The sequence below is a fragment of the Mycoplasma tullyi genome (genome assembly GCF_014068355.1).
GTDB lineage: Bacteria > Bacillota_I > Bacilli_A > Mycoplasmatales > Mycoplasmoidaceae > Mycoplasmoides > Mycoplasmoides tullyi.
Genome location: NZ_CP059674.1, coordinates 118,932 through 139,039, shown reverse-complemented (window position 1 = coordinate 139,039; position 20,108 = coordinate 118,932). Strand labels below are relative to the sequence as shown.

The window sequence follows — 20,108 nt, the reverse complement described above, 5'->3', positions numbered from 1 at the left end:
CTTGGACAATTAAAGTTCCAAGGTTTTTTTAATGTGTCCAATGCTATTTTTAATTAGATCATAATGTTGATCAAATTTTAAGTAGTAAGTTGCCATTGGATCGTTTGCCACTTCAACTACTTCTTTATTCTTGTTTAACAAAGATGTGATCTTAACTTGATCAATCTTAAAGTTAGGACCATAGATAATATATTCTTGGGCTTTTTTAAAGTTATTTTTGCAAGTAACTTTGATATATCCATCATCTTGGATTTCATCTACGATGAAAGCAAACGTTTGAGCAATCTTACGTTCTTCTTCGTGGTATAGCATTGCATCAATTCCAGGTTGGTTGTGTGCAAAACCTTTATTGGTTGGGCGGTTTTCGGCTGATTTTAGATCTTGTTTAACTTGATCTAAAATCACTTTTTCATCTTGTTGGTCGGGGTTAAAACCATTATTTAAATAATAATCCATTGCGTGACGATATGAACGAATTACGGTAGCCACGTAATTGATTGATTTCATCCGTCCTTCGACCTTAAATGAAGCTACACCTAATTCCATCAATTGTTTAATCTCGTCAATTAATGCCATATCTTTAGGTGACATGGTGAAAGAATCAGAATATTTTTTTAATTTCTCATCTTTTAGTTCATAACGTCAACGACAAGATTGTGCACAACCTCCAACGTTAGCATCACGTAGTGATCAGTTATTTGACATCATACAACGACCACTAAAAGCAATACATACAGCTCCGTGGATGAAGTATTCGATCTCAACTTGATCCTTTACTTTTGGCATTAGTAGTGATAATTCATCAATTGTTACTTCTCTAGCTAATACCACACGACTTAAGCCATTACTTTTTCAAAATAAAGCTGATTTAGAGTTGGTAACACTTTGTTGGGTTGATAGGTGTAGATCTAGATTTGGGTGATGTTTTTTGGTGTAATCAATGATAAATGGATCTGCCACAATCAAACCATCCACACCAGTTTCTTCTAAACTGGCTATAAATTTAGCAAACCCCTTAACCAATGGGTTATGGCACACAACATTAACAGCTACATAAACCTTACGATTACGTTCATGAGCGTAATCTACAGTTTGCTTAATATCTTTAAAGAAGAAGTTGCTTGCACTAGATCTTAATGAATAAGCTTTAGCACCTAAAAAAACAGCATCTGCTCCATAATCGATGGCAAACATCGCTTTTTGTACATCTCCAGCAGGAGCTAGTAATTCGTATTTCATTATTTCTTACCTTTAGCCTCTTCTTTCTCTTCTTTAATTAGGTGTTTGATTTCTTTGATACCACCAAAGAAACCTGAAGCAATCTCAACTGGTGCACTGATTTGTTCAATCTCTAAATACTTCTCTACAATCAGTTCATCAGATACTGTTTGCTTATTATTCAATTTATTAATTAAATCTTGGTAGATTAAAGTGATTTTTTCATGGTCTTCTTCTTTGATCATGATTGAATCAATTCTTGCATAATCTAAACCGTATTCATGAAGATCTTTTAATTGCTTAATCGCACATAAAATATATCCAGTAAACATATGTGTACCGAATTCATCTTCATAAATTGCATTAGGATATTTTCTTAATGCTTCTCTAATTCATAACTGTTTTTTTGAAGATAACTGATCTGAGATCTTAGCATATGCTTCAAAGTTGGAAATCATTTTTCATCTTGAATGCATGAAGAAGGCATAACCTTGAACTTGCATTTCTAGTTCAAGATCCTTTTTATGACCATGCATTTGTTTGATCTCATTCATAAACAGTTCTCTAGCAACAACTAGATGATTGATTTTATTTTCTTTAAAAAAATCAAATTGACCATAAGAGGTTACCATTGTTTCTGAATGGTAAGCTGTTGCTAAATTTAGTTGATTTTCCCGTATAATTTGCACAATTGCATAATCTTGGAAATAGACTCTATCAACTTTTAATTGATCTAATTCAATTAATTTTTGAGTTAAATCATCTATTTGATTTTCAAAAATAAAACTGTTTAATAAAATGAAAATTTTAGTCTTAGCTTTTTTGTCATTTCGATAGTTTACTAATTCCTTAAGTTCTTGATAATTTAAAGTATTAGTACATCTTAAAGCAAAATTTTCATAACCAACTAGGATACAATCAATTGATTGGTCGATGAACTTTTTAGCTTGATTAAGCGATTGTACTTGGCTTACTAAAAACATAAACTACCCCATCTCCTGATTGATCAATTTCAATATTAAATTGCTTATTGCCTAAGTCTTGAACAAAGTTTTGTCATTCTAAATTTTTTTGATAAAGTTTATTGTTAGGTTTTATATTTTTTAAAAAATAATTATCAATAATCATTACCCCATTAGGTAATAAGTAGTTAATGTATTTATTGAATAATTCAATCTGCTTAGCTTTAGGTCCATCAAGAATGATTGCTTGATATTTTTTTTGAGGAATGAATTCATAGCAATCTCCCAGAATGCAGTTAATCTTAGAAAAGTTAGCTAATCACTCTTTAGCAATCTTATATCGTTCAACATCCTTTTCTAATGTGTCTATCTCTAAATCGGGTAAGTGCGAACTTAAATACATCGAACTAAATCCAATCCCAGTGCCGATCTCAAGCAATCGGTTAATTTTATTTCGCGATAATTTGTCAACTAAATTAACCAAATTATCATCTCGCATAATTGGAATCTTTAGTTCTAAATTAAGTTGCTTAAATTTATTTAGGATATCGTTCATCATCAAAAAAGGATTGCAAGATTACATAAGCTGCCAGCTTATCAATCTTCTCTTTACGTTTTTTAGCTTTTATTTGGTTATCTTTCAATAATTGGTCTGCAATTATCGAAGTATAAGCTTCATCATAGATGATTATTTCGTTCTTATAGTTAGCCTTTAATAATTCAATAAAACCTTCAACCATCTCTGTGGTTGATGATTTAGTTTGATCAATATTTTTAGGCATCCCAATAACAAACTTAAAGTCATAAAAAAAGCTAGCTGTCTTTTCTTTTAGTTTAACTAAACATTGCTTAAAATCATATTGGTTGAATGAGATAACACAATATGGTGAGGCAATCTTAAACTCACCATCACCAGTAGCTATCCCCAAAGTTTTTGAACCTACATCTAAAGCAACGTAATACATATATTAATAAAGTCTGCTTTTAATTTATCGATATCTTTATCAGTAGTAAACCCACCTTGAGCAAAGTTTTGTTTACCACCACCTTTAGCACCAAATGTGGTGTTAACTTTATCAATTAACAACTTAGCATTCAACTTATCAGTTGCATTCTTAATCCCAATGATATAGTTAATCTTATTATCAGATTTGTTAATGAAAAAGAAAACATGATCTGGTTTTTCATTAACAAGTTCATTGTGAGCAATTGATAAAGCTTTTTGTTCTTCTTTATCAAAGAACAATAGAACGATCTTATGTTCTAGGTTTTCTAGTGCTAGTTTTTTAATCTGATTAGCGCGATCTTTAGTTTTCTTTTTATCTAACTCTAGTTTGATAGCTTTATATTCTTCTTTAATCTGTTCAAATGCTCTTAGAGTTTTTCTTAGATCTTTAATAGAAGTAGGTAATTCAAATGAATGTAATTTCTTGCTAAATTCTAAGTAATCAGATAAATCATAATTACCTAATTCATTAAACATCTGGTCTTTTTCTTGTTTGATCTCATTTTGTTTATCAACTAAGTAATTAAAGATAGTTTCATAAGAACTGATGATCTCAATTCTTCATCTACCTGCACCTAATGAATAAAGATCAGTGATAAAACACTCTTCGATTTCTTTAGTGTTATCAACATGTGTTCCACCACATAACTCAACACTATAATCACCCATTTTGATTACACGAAGTAATTCGTGTTTTTTATATTCTTCTTCAAAGTAAGCAATTGCGTTCATTTTTTGACTTGTTTCATAATCAACGTGATGAACAGTAACAGGGATTTTGTCTGCTATTACTTGACGAATCTTTGCTTCAATCTTATCTAGATCTTCATCTGTTAGTTTTGTTGGATAATTAAAGTCTAGTGTTGCTTTAGCAGCTGATTTAAATGCACCAGATTGTTTGATTGTTTCACTAATCGTATTTTTTAGTGTGGCATGTAAGATGTGTTCTAGCGAGTGGTTTTTTCTTACTAGTTTTCTTCAGTTTTCATCATGCATTAATTCCACTTTTTCATCAAGTCAAAAGCTAGCTTTTTTAAAGTGGTGTAAGTGTTGTTTATTTGGCGCTTTGATCACATTATCAAAGTGAACAACTAAATTACCTTTTTTAAGACAATAACCTTCATCATATCTTTGCCCACCAGATGTGGCATAAATAGGTGTGTTTTCAAAAACAACTCAACCTGAACCAACTTCAATTTGATCTACAGGATTAAACTTGTCATCAAAGATCGCTACAACTTTAGTTTTAATGTTGTTCTTGTCATAAAAAAACTTAGAAGGGGTTTCAAACTTAAGCAAGTTCTCATTTTGTTTTTTAAGACCAACTTGATCATTATTAGCTTTAGATACCTCTTGGTGTTTTTTAAATAATTCTTCAAAACCTTCTAGATCTAGTTTGATCTTAGCTTCAGCTGATAACTCTTTAATTAGATCTAGTGGGAAACCATAGGTTTCCACTAGTTTAAAGATCGTTTCAGCAGTAATATTATTAGTGGTTTTAGCTTGATTAAAGATCTCAAAACCATAATCTAACGTTTTAGAGAAATTATTAGCTTCATTAGTTATTGCTTGAATAACGATATCTTTATTAGGTATTAAATACTTAAAGAAATCACTATAGTTATTAATGATTACATTTATTGTTTCAACTAAATACTCAGGTTTAGCATTTAACTTCTTAGCATATACAAACGCTCTACGCAGTAGTTTTCTAATAATGTAATCTCGATCCTTAGCACCAGGTAGTACCCCATCAGCAATTGCAAACACACCACACTTTAAGTGGTCTGCGATAACTCTAAACGCTCTTAAGATATCTTGTTGATGTGAATCCTTACTAAAGTAATGATCAACAACGTATTTATGATTGGTGTGTTTTTCAATTGTTCTGATTATTGGTAAATATAGATCGGTATCATAATTAGTTGGAACATCTTGTAAGATACAAGCAAACCGTTCTAAACTAGCACCAGTATCAATGTTTTTTCTCAACAGTTCTGTGTAGTTATTATTGCCATCATTATTGAATTGAGAAAAAACGATATTTCACACTTCAATATAACGATCGTTTTCAATATCTTCAAAGAATAATTTCTCACCTAATTTATTAGGATCGTATTTTTCACCACGATCGTAATATATCTCTGTACTTGGACCACAAGGACCAGAACCTAGATCTCAGAAGTTTCTGGTTTTATCACATCTAATGATGTGTTTAGGGTTAATCCCTTGATCTACTCAATAATGATAAGCATCATTATCATCTTCATAGATGGTGATGTATAACTTATCTTTATTCAACCCATAGAATTTGGTTAATAATTCATAACCAAATTCGATAGCTTCTTTTTTGAAGTAATCTCCAATTGAAAAGTTTCCAAGCATTTCAAAAACGGTGTGGTGTCTTGAAGTTACTCCAACGTTTTCAATATCATTAGCTCTTATACATCTTTGAGAGTTAGCTAATCTTGGATTAGTAGGGTTTTCTTCACCAGAAAAGTATTTTTTTAAAGTTGCTACACCTGCATTAATTCACAACAAACTAGGATCATTAATAGGTACTAATGATTTAGATTCAATGATCTCGTGTTTTTTAGATTTAAAAAAATCTAATCAAATTTGTCTTATCTGTGATCCACTTAAGCGTTTAGTCATATATTAAAAATTTAGTTTTATAAAACTAATCAATTAATTTTAAATTATCAAATAATCATTAACAACAACTTTACGTAGTAAACCCAGATTCTGTTTGTTCGTAAAAACTTAGATCATATTAGACATTTTTTGAGCAGTTATTGAATGAGCAATTTTTATGAACATTAGCGAGCATATAAACTAGTTGAATCGTTTTTTTATCGTTAAAATGGTCGGCAAATTTTAACTAATTTATCAATTTATATTTTAAAGTAAGGTTCAAAGAATCAATCTATTTTTCCATAAGTAATTTGATTGCATAACTAATTTACATGAACTCGTTTCTTATTTAGATCAAATTAGGATTTATTAAATGGCATTCAATCCATAATATATAGAATCTTAAAAGTTTTGTAAGTAAATAAACGAAATTAAAAATAGTTCGCTCTATTTTTATTTAAAAACTAAACTACATTTTTAAAATCAATATAAACAAGCGCAAAAATGAATTATTCTGAAGCATATAAGAAAAAGTTAGTTTCTATTAAACAAGCAATCTCTTTAATAAAAAACAACTCAAACATTTGGTTTGATTATCTTCAACCTGAACTACTATTACAAGGGCTAAAAGAAGCACTAGAAACTAATAGTTACTCAAAACTAGATTTTTATTATTATGCTTCTAGTTCTGACTGTGAAGAAACAATCTTCCAGGATAAGTTTAATCATATAGTTAAACGACATTGTTTCTTCTATAGAGCTAATGAAAGAAATGCCTTTAATAAATACCTAAATGGAACTATTCAAAACAATATTGAATATTACCCATTTCATTTCTCTGAATCTACTAAACTGCTTAATAATTTTGATATCGATACAGTTATCTTATTAACTACTGATATAGATAATAATGGTTATTTTAATTTAGGGTTATCTACTTGTTATGATTTAGATCTAATCAAAAAAGCTAAACAAGTAATTATTGAAGTTAATAAGAATATGCCTTATATAGTAGGTGATAACCATCAGATTCATATTAATGATGTAACTGCAATAGTTAAATCTGATTATAAGTTACCTGAAGCTTTAAATGTAGAACCAAGTGAAGAACACTTGAAGATAGCAGAACATGTTGCTTCATTAATTGATGATCGTTCTACGATCCAATTAGGAATAGGTTCTATTCCCAACATGGTTTGTAAAAAACTGGTAGATAAAAAAGACCTAGGAATTCATACAGAGATCCTAGGTAATGGGATGGTTGAACTAATCAAGCTTGGAGTTGTTACCAATAAGTACAAAGAGATTGATCAAGGTAGATCAACTTTTGTTTTTGCTGTCGGCGATCAAGATATGTACAAATACCTTGATCGTAATGATAAATTTAAGATTGCAAGATTTGATTATGTAAATAATCCATTAAATATAGCAAAACTAGATAACTTTGTTTCAGTTAATTCAGCTATTGAAATCGACTTACTAGGTAATGTTAATGCTGAACAAATTCAACATAAACAATACTCAGCTTCAGGTGGACAAGCTGATTTCATCAGAGGAGCTAGCTACTCTAAAAATGGCAAGAGTATTATTGCCATGAAATCAACCACTAGTGATTACAAGATTTCAAAGATCGTAACTAGACTTAAAGGAGTTACAACTACTTTAAGAAATGATTTAGATTATGTTGTAACTGAATATGGTGTTGTTAATCTAAAAGCTAAATCAATTAAACAACGTGCTAAGTTGTTAATTAGTATTGCTCACCCTAAGTTTAGATCTTATCTAACTAGAGTAGCTAGATCTAAACATCTTATTGATTAATACTTATTCAATAATCTTAGTAATCTTACCACCACCAACTACTCATAAATCTTGATCATAAATAACACCATATTGTCCTGGTGTTACACCGATCTGTTTGGTGTATTTAACAATTACTTTATTATCATGATATGAAACGATTTCACACTCTTGTAATTTTTGACGGTGTCTAAATCTGATTCATACTTTTTTATTAAGTAATGAATGTTTATCATTCATTAATCAATTAAAGTTATCTAGTTCACAACTAAGTGAACTTAAGTATGAATCCTTAGTGGATTCATAACAAACATATAAGATGTTGTTATCATAATTTTTGTTGCAAACAAAGATTTTTTCTTTAGTTCCCCCAACATGTAATCTTTTCGATTGACCGATTGTATAAAAATACAATCCATCATGTTCACCAATCTTCTTATTCTCATCAACTAAGATAATTGGACCTTTATTGATTGGTAAATAATTACTTAAGAATTGCTTAAAATTACGTTCGCCAATAAAACAGATTCCGGTGGAATCTTTCTTATTGGCTACATATAGATTAGCTTTTTTAGCAATCTCTCTTACTGTTGGTTTATCTAATTCACTTAAAGGAAAAATAATATTTTTTAACTGATTCTTATTAAGCATCGTTAAAAAATATGTTTGATCCTTATTATGATCTTTGGTGTGAATTAAAAATGATTCATCATTTTGATTAACCAGTTTGGCATAATGTCCAAATGCAATTTTAATATCATTACCAAACTGTTGTTTTAATGCTTTAATGAATCAACCAAATTTACCAAACTGGTTGCATAATACATCAGGATTTGGTGTAAGTCCTTTTTTGTAGTCTTCTAAAACTTTAAGGAATACATCATTTCAATATTGTTCAACAAAATTGAAATGGTAAAGTTTTATGTTTAATTGTTCACACAGTTTTTGTGCGTCTTCATAATCTTGTTTGGCATCACATCCTTGGATCTCATCATCAGCATGGTTAGATAAAATTTCAAAATTAAGATCTTTATCTCAATTTTGCATAAATGCAGCTACAACTTCATAACCTTGTTGTTGTAACAAATAAGCACAAACAGCAGAATCAACCCCACCAGATAGTGCTACTACAACTTTGGATTTGGGCTGTTTTTGAAAAAAACTAAGAGCGGTTTTTTTGTCACTTTCTATTGCTTCTTTTAATTCATCTAGTGAATTAAACTTTCTAGCTGTTCTAATAAACTGAAGAAGCTCAACCTTGATTTGTTTGCCATAAATATCTTGATCAAAATCAAAGATATGAGCTTCACACTGTCTTTTTGTTTCATCAAACGTTTTAGGTTTACCAACAAAACAAATCCCTTGGTAAGGTTTATTGTCTACAATAACCTTACAAACATAAGACCCTTCAGTTAAATCAATTAACTGATTGTCTAGAATAATGTTTGCAGTAGCAAACCCAATTGTTCTACCACGTTGAGCGTTCTTAATTACTGTCCCCTTTAGATAAAAAGGGGTAACTAGTAATTGATTAGCTTGCTCAAAATCACAGTTAATAATTAATTTCTTAATCTCACTTGTAGAACAATGATCTCTTTGTACTACAACAACTTCATAACCATTCTTACTAAACAAAGAATAATCTACTTGATCTTTACCAAACTTAAAATCAGATCCAACTATTATTCTTTTAGGTTTGATTAAGTTAATGTAGTTATCAATAAAGTCTTGAGCAGACAGATTATTATCTAACAGATCATAAACTAATAATTGCTCAAGATTATCTAAAGCTGATAATTGTTCTAATTCATCAGCTTTAGGATAAAGCAAACTTTGCTTTTTGGGAATATGATCAAAAGTTAAAAGATTAAATCGATTAGATTGTTGAAACAATCTAGCGTGACCTTTATGAATACCATCAAAGAAGCCAATAACTAAATCAAGATCTTTCTTGACTTCTTTGATGGTATTACTTGTTAAATGAATAATCGATAACATCTTTTAAACTATATTGACCAGATTTCGTTCTTACCAATTCAACCATCATTGCTGTAGTGTTGAATTGGGTTGCTAAATCAACAACAAAAGAACGCACATAAAAACCCTTTTTAACATCTAATAAGATTTCAGCATAATCATCATAGTATGAGATCAGTTTAGCTCTATATATAGTTGTAAGACGCTTATCTAGTTGGAAATCTATTTCTTTTCTAGCTAACTGATAAGCTCTTACACCATTAACCTTTAGTGCTGAAAACCTAGGAGGAGTTTGATAAAAACTATGATTATCTAATTTCGTTAGATAATCATTAAGTTGTTTAATGCTCGGGACATAATTAGTTGTTCTAATTACTTTACCAAAACGATCATAACTATCAGTATGAGTGTTAAACTTCAGTTTAACAAGATATTGTTTATCGTCTTGGTTTAGTTTACTTAACTCCTTGGTTTTCTTATTAGTAGCAACTACTAAAACCCCAGATGCTAATGGATCTAGCGTACCATTATGTCCAGCTTTTTTAATATTAAAGCGCTTTTTGAATAAATTTAAGCAAAAAGCGCTAGAGATATTTTTAGGTTTATCAATAATAACGATCTTATTATTAAAATCCATTAATTATTGAAAACTTCTAATAAGATTGTAACTATCTAGATTTGAATAACCAGTGATTAACAATACACATGTTACTAGCATTAACAATACTCCAACAAGTATTGTTAATCAGATAATCATGTGTAGAGTGAAAGATCGATAGATCTGGTTAATCCCTGAGAAGAATGCTGCTATAAAATATAAGTATGGTGTAAAGAAGATCGCAAAGTATACAATTGCCATAATCCGCATAGCTTGGTTTAATGATCTAGCGTTATTAACAGCTGGATACTGGATTCCTGATAAATTAACAAATCTTTGCATAATACCAAGAATTACAGCGAAAAAAATGATTAAAAATACTGTTATACCAGTAATCATGTATCATTTTTTTCGCATTAATTGATCGTTATTAAGATCAAGTTTATAACTTTTAAAGATATTTCTTTTTTGCATAATTTTTAATAATATTTGGAAAATTATTTAAACCTAGCTTATGTTACATCAGTAAATTTGATGGTTAGCTAATCTGGTCTTTTAATATTAATAAAACCTACTCTAAAGTTTATAATATTGAATTAAAAACAACACATTATTGGATTTTGTTATTAGTGCTCATTTTTATATTTAATAGTTTAAATTTTAGTTAAAACTCATATAAATCCATGAAACAAAATCGATTTTCTAATTCTCTAACAGTGGTTAGGTTTATGTATAAAGAAAAACATCTAGAGAAAGTGTCATCTAGATGTTTTTTGATCAGTTAATTGTTTAGATCAAGAGTATATTTAGATATATGATCTTATATTTAAATAAAATGTTTATCTTCAATATAAGTCTTTAATAGTATGAACTATTTTTAATTTTATCTATCTTGTAAGTATTGATAATTATGTAATCGGTTTTTCGTTGTATTTAAACTATTATTCAGCACCTTCATCTTCTTGTGATGGTGAATGTTGTGCAGCCACTGCAGGTTCGGGTTCAGCTCCCTCTTCTCGTTCTTCTGATTCTCCATTTTGCTTCACAGATGCATTCTCTGAAGATTCATTTTGCATTTCTGTTTCTTTTCCAGAATCTCTACCTGATTCTGCTCCCCCATTCTCTTTCATATCAGATTCTTCTGTATCGACATCATCTTCATGATCTTGTTCGCCTGGAGAGTCATTAACAACATGTTCTGATCCAGATTCTTCTTTAGAAGCTTTTTCTTGCTCCGATTCTTCTTGTCGTGCACCAGATTCACCATCTTCACTTGAATGTACTTCTGAATCAGCTTGAAGTTTGCCAGCCTCTTTTTCGTTTGTACCGTCAACTGAAGATTGTGATTCCATTTCTTTTTCGTTTACTTTCTCTGCATCAGCTTCTGTTTCTTCTGTAGTCTTAGGATCATCGGCTTGCTGATGATTTGGCAACTCTTCTTTAGACTCGCCTGTGTCTGCTTGTTTTTCTTGATTTTCATCAACCTTAGGTGATTTTTCAGTTACTTTAGCATCTTCATCATGTTCGTTATCAGAAGAACCTTCTACTGGAGGTTGATCAGCTTGTTCTCTTTCATCAGACGATTCCTTTGATGAACCTTCTAAAGTTGGATTTTCTGCTGATTTTGATTTTGCTTCAGAATCATCTGATTCCTTACTTTCAGTTTTAGAACCCCCCCCAGAACTTTCAGGTGTCGGATTTGCATCTTGACCCATTGATTTATCAGATTCATCTGAATTTTGGGAACTATCTGTTTTACTAGTCATAGTATCATTACTAGAACCAGAAGAATTTGTCATGTCAGTGGAAGATGTACTAGCTGTTTGGTTGTTATCTCCACCTTCGTTATTACTAGTTGTTGTTGCAGATCCGCTACTAGTTCCATTCTGGTTTACAGTTGTAGCAGATTGTTTAGTAGACGGATAGTTACAGCTTGCAGAAACTAACCCAACAAATGATCCAACTCCTAACAAGCTGAGGATCTTAATCATATTTTTTCTTCTCATAAATTAATTTGGTAAACTTATAAAACCACAAAAGAAATTTGCGGTTTATAAGTTATATAAATACATAAATTCTTAAAAATAACAAAATAAACTTATAATTATTATCAAATTTGCAAATTTCTAAAAGATTCTTGTTGATATTGGTTAAACAAGATTATTTTTATCTTCTGTAATTTAAATTAAGGTATATGGTTAGAAGCTAAAAATAATATGTTAACCAGTTTTATTTTATGTAGATTCCGTCAAATTTGATCGAGAATATATGGTTATATTGATCTGACATGATACTAAAATTCACTAAACACCATAAATTAATGATAATTCAAGACGATTTTTAGAGAAAAATGTTCTAATAATATCGTTATTTTTAATATAAAATGCTCATTTTTTAAACAAACTAACGTAATATTGAGTTTGTATATGTATATCTGAGTGCAATTCATAAGGTAAAATTCTTTTTCATAATTACTTTTTTACTTAAATCCTTTTAAATTAAATCAATATTAGCTCTTTTATAGATGTTTCATGAGGAATAAGGACTAATAGATGAACTTGTTAATTATTAAAGCCTAGTTAAGCGTGTTAACACGTTTCTGCTCTCTTATATTCCTGTGATTTTTACTATATTATTAGGATTAAACGGTCACAGGGAACTTAATAAAACTTTATTGACTAGAATATTATTTTCTATAACATTGTTTTAATTAAACTATGTTTATCTAGCTATAATTGTTAAATTAATTAGTTCATTGATGTTGTTTTTAAAAAATAAGGCTTAAGTTTTACTAATAAGCAACTTTCTTATTAATGATTCCTTAAATTTAATGATATCGTATCTTTAATATCATCTCGATTTTAAACAAATCTTTAATAAAGCACTTAATGCGGTTTTGCATTCATTGATCTCTACTCACGTTAAGATACGTCTAAAATTTATTTATTTTTATTTTAACTATGAATTGTTAACGAGCATTTTATCAACCTGCATTCTTCTGAATATAGATTATATTTTTGATCAACGATCAATCATCATATTAACATCAGAAAAATCCACCTTATTACAAGAAAATAATTTAATATTACGCTATTAACACAATCAAATACTGATTTAGTTTGATTCTAGATTGATGCATAAAATTTATCATTCATAACACTTCTAAATTTCAAACAGATTAGACATATATGTATAAATAAAAAAACATCTAGAGATATTGTCAACTAGATGTTTTTTTGATTAATTAATTATTTAGATATGAGTAGTTTTTAGGTATATAAACTTTATATTTGCATATATTGTTTATTTTTAATATAGGGATTTAACTTAACAATTGTTTAATTTTTATCTATCTTATTAGGTATTAATAATTATTTAATCAGTTTTGTGTTGAAATTTACTTTTCTTCAGAAACTTCGCCGTCATGAGTTTCTGGAGATGCTTGTTGTGCAGATGTAGGTGAAGTTTCTTCTGCTACTTTTTCTTGATCTCCTTCACCATTTTGACCTGCCCCTTCAGCTTGTCCATCCATCGTTACTTCTTCTGTAGATTCTTCGTGTTCTTTAGCTTCTTGTTCACCATCAGACTCTTTTAATTCAGCTTGTTTTTCAGCAGTTCCTTCTCCCCCTGCCCCATCTTCTACTACTGATTCCTCTGCATCAGCTTCTTCTTTTTTAGGGGTTCCCGAATCTTGTTGATGACCTTGATTGTCTACACCCTCTTTATCTTCTTCATCAGACTGTTCGTCTGCTGGTTTATGAGACTCAGCTTGTTTTTCTGGTAATTTTTGTTCAGCTGTTTCTGGTTTATCTTTTTCTTCTATCTTATTTTTTTCTTCTTCTGTTGGCGTTCCTTCTTTAGGAGGGTTTTGTACACCATCTTTTGATTCGTCATCAGTCATAGGATCATCTGATTGTTGATTATTATCTGAATTCTGTTCTGGAGATGCTTCAGGTGTACCTTTGTCGTTTTGTCCTTCTGAACCTTCAGGAGCTTTGACAGATTCTTTAGTTACTGCGTCCGCTTGTTTTTCTTCGCCATCAGGAGACTCTTTTGTTTCTTCTTGATCGCCTTGCGTTTTAACTTGAGGCATTTCACCTGATGGATCTTCTTGGGTTGGACCTACTTTTGATTCAGGTTGTTCTTCAGAATCTGTCGATCTCTTAGTTACAGATTTAGAATCCCCCCCCGAATTTTCAGATGTTGGATCAGTATCTTTATTTTCTGATTTACTAGATTCATCCGAAGTTTGGGAACCGTCTGTTTTACTAGTCATAGTATCAGTACTAGAACTATTAGAATTGCTCATGTCAGTGGAAGATGTTTGATTATTTTCTTCGTCTTGGTTATTACTAACTGATGTTACAGGATTACTATTAGTTCCACTTTGATTAACATTTGTACCAGGTTGGTTATTTGTTGGATAATTACAGCTTGCAGCTACTAATCCAACAAATGATCCAACACCTAACAAACTGAGGAACTTAATCATATTTTTTCTTCTCATAAATTAATTTGATAAACTTATAAAACCATATTAGGTTTTTAAGTTATATAAATACATAAATTCTTTTTAATAAACGAAATAAACTTAAAATTATTATCAAATTAACAAATTTTGCAAACACACCTATTAATCATAGAATTATAAGACGATTTAACTCTTCTATAATTTAAATTAGGTTATAAGTTTTGTAATAAATTAAAAATGTAAACCAGATTCTCAGTTGGTTAAAATCGCTTAATTCTGGCTATTTAAGCATAGTTGTCTTGTATAATATACTGTTAAAAATCGACTAAAGACCTTAAACTCGTATTAATTCAATACGATTTTTATATATCTTCGTGCTCAGATTATCCGTAAATTGAACGAAAATCTACGATATTTAAGCTTATGACATTGCAAAATTAATTCATACGGAGATCTTTTGCTATCTAAATTTAAATAAAATTCGTGTCTAATCTACTTTTTCTTATTCGGAATCTATTGAAATCTAATTAATCTTAGTTTCTTTTAAGAAACTTTATCCTAATTAAAACTTATTAGTAATGCATCTGATTGTTAGAGATTTGTTTGAATGTACTAAATCATTTGCATAAATTTGTTTACTTCTAGGACTTTAATAATCTTTTTAAGAATCAAATAATTATTTTTGATCTTTAGATATTCTAACAATCGGATAATTGTTTATCTTATATTTACATCGGTTTAAGTTAAATTATTGTTTGTCTAATTTTTTATATCCACCTAGTAATAAAAAGAAGTATCCCGTTTTACTCTTCTGAAAGAGATCAAACTTTGTAACTGTTAATCATTTTTCAAAGTTAGCTTCAGGTTGGTCTATCGATTAACAAAAACAATACTGCACTGCAACAATTATAGATGTAACAACTTCTTATTCAAGGTTCGAAGCTAAACTGATAAATTTTATAAATAAAATCACACATTCAATTCTAAGTACAAAGATCTCTCCGTTTCTTAACAAAAACCATCTGATAATTTATATCTAGATGGTTTTTTAGACGATTAATTTTTGAGAATAATAAATATTTTATTTAGATTTATGAACTTTGTATTTATATTGAACTGTTTATTTCTTATATATGAACTTTAGAAGTGAATGAATTTATATTTATGTTTATTAATTTATTGAGAATTGTTTAATTGGTTTATGTGATTTAGTTTAATTGTTATTTAGAACTTCCTCCAGTTCCATGTGATGCTGTAGTTGCAGTAGAAGTTGTATGAGAGTCTGTTTCTTGTCCAGATGTTGCACTTGTACTAGTTTTAGAAGATGCTGTAGCCGTTCCTCCTTCTTGAGTTCCAGAAGTCTTTTGTTGTTGTGCAGCACCAGTTTCATGAGTTGGAGTTCCTGTTGAAGCAGGTTTAGATTGTTGAGTTTCTTGAGTTTGTGGTTGAGATTGAGGTTGTGTACTAGCACTAGTCTTAGATGATTTACTTTCTGATCCAGTTGATGCAGCTTCTTTTGGTTGAACTGCAGGTGATTGCGCTCCAGTACTAGGCTTATGGCTGTCAGTAGTTTGAGGACTAGCAGAACCTTTCGCTGGTTCTTGTGCTGATGCTTGCTTAGAATCACTTGAAACAGCATGTTCTTGAGCAGTTACAGCATGAGATTGTTGAGAGTTTTCGCCATTAGATGAGACATTTTGAGACGATTTTGAACTACCTGACGAACTAGTTTGAGGTGATGTTCCCATAGGATGCATTGGGTCTGTTGATGATGAAGTATGTTGACCGCTACCATTCTGATTTTGATTATTAGCTGAATCGGTATTTTGATGTTCACTAGATTGAGTAGATGTCGTCGTAGTAGTTTTAGCAGGAGAGGTACTTGAAGATTGACCGGTTGAACTTGCAGTCGCTTGAGCGTGTGAATCACGAGAAGAATCTTTCGCAGCAGCTTGACTGCCTGAAGCTTTAGTAGTTGGAGCTTCATTTGATACACTGCCTGAAGCTGAACCCCCTGTAGAATTAGGTTCAACTTGTGATTCAACAGATCTCTTACTTACAGTTTTAGACTCTGTAGAACTTTCAGGTGATGAATTTGGAGTTTGACTTTCTGGTTTATTAGGTTGAGGAGTTTGTGTACTACTCGGATTACTAAGTGTGGAAGTACTACTAGCACCAGATGATGTCATCATCTTGTTTGTTGGTATCATCATACTGCTTGGTGACATCATCTTGTTAGGAGACATCATAGGTGCTTCTTGCTTAGGTTGAGCACTTTCTTTCTTAGGTTCCATTACTGGGTTACTATTAGTTTCAGTTTTCTTAGGTTCCATTACTGGATTACTATTAGTTTCAGTTTTCTTAGGTGTCATTACTGGGTTACTATTAGTACCAGCATGATTTACATTTGTAGTCGGTTGACTATTAGATGGGTAGTTACAGCTTGCAGCAAGTAACCCTACAAATGAGCCGACCCCTAACAAGCTGATAAACTTTATGATATTTTTTCTTTTCATAATTAGCTTGATAGACTTACAAAACTAATAAACAAATTTTTAAGCCTTATAAGTCGATAAATATATAAATCTCAAAAATAAAGGAAAGAATCTTGTAATAATTATGAAACTAGCAAATTATCACACGATTCTTCCCTCAAATGGGTTCGCGCAAACCATGTAAACCCCCCCCCTGAACTCTCGCAAAATCAATATTTTGAACAAAAACGAAAAAAATAACCACCTATATTTTGAACGAATTCGCTTATTTCATAGTTGCAAAAACAAGGAGATTTGCACCCAAGAAAATGTCAAAATCGGATTTAATCTCTGAAATTAAGGCTAATTAAATACGATTTTTAAACCTAGGTCTTATAACATAACTTGCTAATTAAGTGCAAATTATTACATTTCTATAAACAAAATAAAAAATTTTTATCTAGATCTTTTCACCACCTAAAATCCAGATAAAAATTTCTTACTCGTTTTCTTTTTCTTGTTTAATCTCTGCTAAGATCTGATCGATCTTAGCTCCTTTAGAGATACTATCATCATAATAAAAGACTAATTGAGGAATTCGTCTAATTGTTAGATGTTTACTTAAAACATGTCTAAATACTCCAACTGCATCTTTATATGCTTGTAGAGTTTTAGCGATATTATTGGGAATTAAACAATCGATATAGATTTTAGCAACGCTCTTATCATCTGATAGTTTAATTCCCGTAATAACACTAGTTTTAATTAAACTATTGCTAATCTCTTTACTAATTGCTTGACTAAGCAGTTTATGAATGGTTGCTTCTAGTCTTAATGTTTTTATCTTACTCATTAATAGGCTTTCTTTTTAACAACTTCATAAACTTCAATGATATCATCTTCTTTGATATCATTGTAATTCTCTACTACAATCCCACACTCTTTGTTGTGTTCTACTTTATCAACAAAGGTAGTTTTGGTTTTAAGTGAACCAATCTTAGATTTGTAGATGATTACATCATCTCTTAAAACACGACATAAGGCGTTTTTAACAACCTTACCTGAGGTTACATAACTACCAGCAATCGTACCAATCTTAGAGTGTTTTCATAACACTCTAACAACAGCTTGACCGATTACAGATTCTTCATAAACAGGATCTAGTTCACCCTTCATGATCTTTTCAAGATCTTCAACCATCTTATAGATTATGTCATAAGATAAGATCTCAACATTATCTGAGTTAGCAAGATCTCTAATCTGCTTACTAACACCTAGATTAAATGAAATTACGGTTGAGTTAGAAGCTTGAGCTAGTTTGATATCAGTTTCTGATATCACCCCAGTTGAAGCTCTAATAATATTGGTGGTTACACCCTCAATATTAATATTAGAGATCGCGTATTTAATAGCTTCAAGACTTCCCTGAACATCTGATTTAATAATCAGATCAACACACTTGATTCCATCAGTGTTGATACGTGTTCTTTTTTCGTGGCTTTCTTGTAAACTTAAGTGTTTTTGTTTTTGTTGTTTAAGTTTATAAGAATCTGATAATTCTTTAGCTTGTTTTTCAGTGGCTAACCCCAAGAACTTCTCACCAGCTTGAGGGATTGCATCAAGTCCTGAGATCTTGACGGGTCTAGAAGGTGTTGCTTCAGTAATACTATTTCCCTTATCATCTTGCATGATTCTTACTTTTCCATAAGCTGCTCCAATACAGATGTAGTCTCCAACTCTTAGGGTTCCTCTTTTAACGATTACGGTAGCTTGAGGTCCCAAACCAGGTTCAAGTTTTGATTCAACAACGATCCCATAAGGATCTGCATTAGGATTAGCTTTGTATTCATTAATCTCAGCTAACGTTAAAATTGCATCTAATAGTTCATTAATCCCTTCATTTTTAATCGCAGATCCTTGGACAAAGATCGTATCCCCACCATATTCTTCTGGGGATAGATTATATTTAGAGATCTGTTGAATCACCCGATCATAATTAGCACCAGATTTATCCATCTTATTAACGAAGACAATAATTGGTACATTAGCATTCTTAGCGTGATCGATTGCTTCTTCAGTTTGAGGTTTGATTCCATCATCACCAGCTACTACTAAAACAACAATATCAGTTAAATTAGCCCCTCTAGCTCTCATCTCTGTAAAAGCTTCATGTCCAGGGGTATCAATGAACGTAATTAGTTCATTGTTTTTCTTAACTTGGTACGCCCCGATGTGTTGGGTAATTCCCCCAGCTTCGTTTGAAGTCACGTTTGTTGATCGTATTGCGTCTAGTAACGAGGTCTTACCGTGATCAACATGACCCATAACTGTAACAATCGCTGGTCTTTTTACTAGATCTTCCTTCTTATCTTTAAACTCAATATTATCTAGTAAGTTTTCATTAGTTACGGTTTTTTCAATCTTGAAGTCTAGCCCAAACTCTAAACACAATTCTCCGATCTGTTCTAAAGACAGAATTGTGTTTAGATTAATCGTATTAATCCCTTTGCTAAAGAAGTGTTTAATAATCTTGGCTACTGGTTGGTTGATCTTTTTAGCAAATTGATCAATGCTTAATGGATCAGTATAAATAAAAACCCCATCCTTAACACCAACCTGAACTTCCTTTAAGTATGATTTAATATTAATCTTTGATCTTTGATCAACTGGTTTCTTATTTCTTGTTGGTTTTTTATTCATCCTGACCTCGTTTTCTTAAAGCATCACTAAGATGATTAAATTGTTCATCTAATATCTTAGTTTTAAAACTCTTTTGAATTAATGCTTTGATTTTCTTATCAATAATAATCTGCTCATTTTTATTAAGATATACTCCTCGCGCTTTGATTTTATAGTCAAAATCAACTAGTAGTTGATTTTGATAAAAAACAATTCGGTATAGTTGATTAACTGGTAATTGTTTTTTAGTAATTAGATCAAAGCGTTGGATAATCTTTTTCATTTAAGT

Annotated in this window: 15 protein-coding genes; 1 reads left to right on the top strand and 14 read right to left on the bottom strand. The window is 30.7% G+C overall.

What is annotated here, in order from left to right; translation table 4 throughout:
• Window positions 1-9: 9 nt before the first annotated feature.
• The 5 genes from H3143_RS00565 to alaS are packed head-to-tail and all read right to left on the bottom strand — an operon-like array spanning window position 10 to window position 5,841.
• Window positions 10-1,239, bottom strand: coding sequence for a peptidase U32 family protein (locus H3143_RS00565; RefSeq protein WP_182078910.1), 1,230 nt, complete (start codon window positions 1,237-1,239; stop codon window positions 10-12).
• Window positions 1,239-2,201: a U32 family peptidase gene (locus tag H3143_RS00560; protein WP_182078909.1), complete on the bottom strand. Its 963-nt coding sequence runs from the start codon at window positions 2,199-2,201 to the stop codon at window positions 1,239-1,241. Before H3143_RS00560 ends, H3143_RS00565 begins: the two co-directional genes overlap by 1 nt.
• Window positions 2,170-2,736: an O-methyltransferase gene (locus tag H3143_RS00555; protein ID WP_228444799.1), complete on the bottom strand. Its 567-nt coding sequence runs from the start codon at window positions 2,734-2,736 to the stop codon at window positions 2,170-2,172. Before H3143_RS00555 ends, H3143_RS00560 begins: the two co-directional genes overlap by 32 nt.
• Window positions 2,717-3,145, bottom strand: a complete 429-nt coding sequence (gene ruvX, locus H3143_RS00550; protein ID WP_182078907.1) for a Holliday junction resolvase RuvX — start codon at window positions 3,143-3,145, stop codon at window positions 2,717-2,719. The genes H3143_RS00555 and ruvX overlap by 20 nt, the downstream gene beginning before the upstream one ends.
• Window positions 3,127-5,841 (bottom strand): alanine--tRNA ligase, encoded by a 2,715-nt coding sequence (gene alaS / locus H3143_RS00545; protein ID WP_182078906.1) that lies wholly within the window; start codon window positions 5,839-5,841, stop codon window positions 3,127-3,129. Before alaS ends, ruvX begins: the two co-directional genes overlap by 19 nt.
• 483 nt (window positions 5,842-6,324) lie before the next feature.
• Here alaS and H3143_RS00540 point away from each other — a divergent pair, with 483 nt between their 5' ends.
• Window positions 6,325-7,641 carry an acetyl-CoA hydrolase/transferase family protein gene (locus tag H3143_RS00540; RefSeq protein WP_182078905.1) on the top strand — a complete coding sequence of 439 codons (1,317 nt, stop codon included), beginning with the start codon at window positions 6,325-6,327 and terminating at the stop codon, window positions 7,639-7,641.
• A gap of 3 nt (window positions 7,642-7,644) precedes the next feature.
• On the opposite strand, the gene mnmA is transcribed toward H3143_RS00540, so the two are convergent.
• The 9 genes from mnmA to H3143_RS00495 all read right to left on the bottom strand — a co-directional run bounded on the left by mnmA (window position 7,645) and on the right by H3143_RS00495 (window position 20,102).
• Complete coding sequence (gene mnmA / locus H3143_RS00535; protein ID WP_182078904.1) at window positions 7,645-9,618, bottom strand: tRNA 2-thiouridine(34) synthase MnmA; 1,974 nt, start codon at window positions 9,616-9,618, stop codon at window positions 7,645-7,647.
• Window positions 9,590-10,234 (bottom strand): tRNA pseudouridine(55) synthase TruB, encoded by a 645-nt coding sequence (gene truB, locus H3143_RS00530; RefSeq protein WP_182078903.1) that lies wholly within the window; start codon window positions 10,232-10,234, stop codon window positions 9,590-9,592. The genes mnmA and truB overlap by 29 nt, the downstream gene beginning before the upstream one ends.
• Window positions 10,235-10,237: 3 nt before the next feature.
• Complete coding sequence (locus tag H3143_RS00525; RefSeq protein ID WP_182078902.1) at window positions 10,238-10,669, bottom strand: MPN157 family protein; 432 nt, start codon at window positions 10,667-10,669, stop codon at window positions 10,238-10,240.
• A gap of 467 nt (window positions 10,670-11,136) precedes the next feature.
• Entirely contained in the window at window positions 11,137-12,201 is a 1,065-nt protein-coding gene (locus tag H3143_RS00520) for a putative sodium/potassium/calcium exchanger (protein ID WP_182078901.1), read from the bottom strand.
• A gap of 1,391 nt (window positions 12,202-13,592) precedes the next feature.
• Complete coding sequence (locus H3143_RS00515; RefSeq protein ID WP_182078900.1) at window positions 13,593-14,702, bottom strand: putative sodium/potassium/calcium exchanger; 1,110 nt, start codon at window positions 14,700-14,702, stop codon at window positions 13,593-13,595.
• 1,184 nt (window positions 14,703-15,886) lie between these two features.
• Entirely contained in the window at window positions 15,887-17,182 is a 1,296-nt protein-coding gene (locus H3143_RS00510) for a hypothetical protein (protein ID WP_182078899.1), read from the bottom strand.
• A 457-nt stretch (window positions 17,183-17,639) separates the two neighbouring features.
• Window positions 17,640-17,993, bottom strand: coding sequence for a 30S ribosome-binding factor RbfA (rbfA, locus tag H3143_RS00505; RefSeq protein ID WP_182078898.1), 354 nt, complete (start codon window positions 17,991-17,993; stop codon window positions 17,640-17,642).
• Window positions 17,993-19,840: a translation initiation factor IF-2 gene (gene infB / locus H3143_RS00500; protein WP_182078897.1), complete on the bottom strand. Its 1,848-nt coding sequence runs from the start codon at window positions 19,838-19,840 to the stop codon at window positions 17,993-17,995. The genes rbfA and infB overlap by 1 nt, the downstream gene beginning before the upstream one ends.
• The gene (locus H3143_RS00495) at window positions 19,833-20,102 is read right to left on the bottom strand and encodes a YlxR family protein (RefSeq protein WP_182078896.1); all 270 of its coding nucleotides are present in this window, start codon (window positions 20,100-20,102) and stop codon (window positions 19,833-19,835) included. Before H3143_RS00495 ends, infB begins: the two co-directional genes overlap by 8 nt.
• Between the last annotated feature and the right edge of the window lie 6 nt (window positions 20,103-20,108).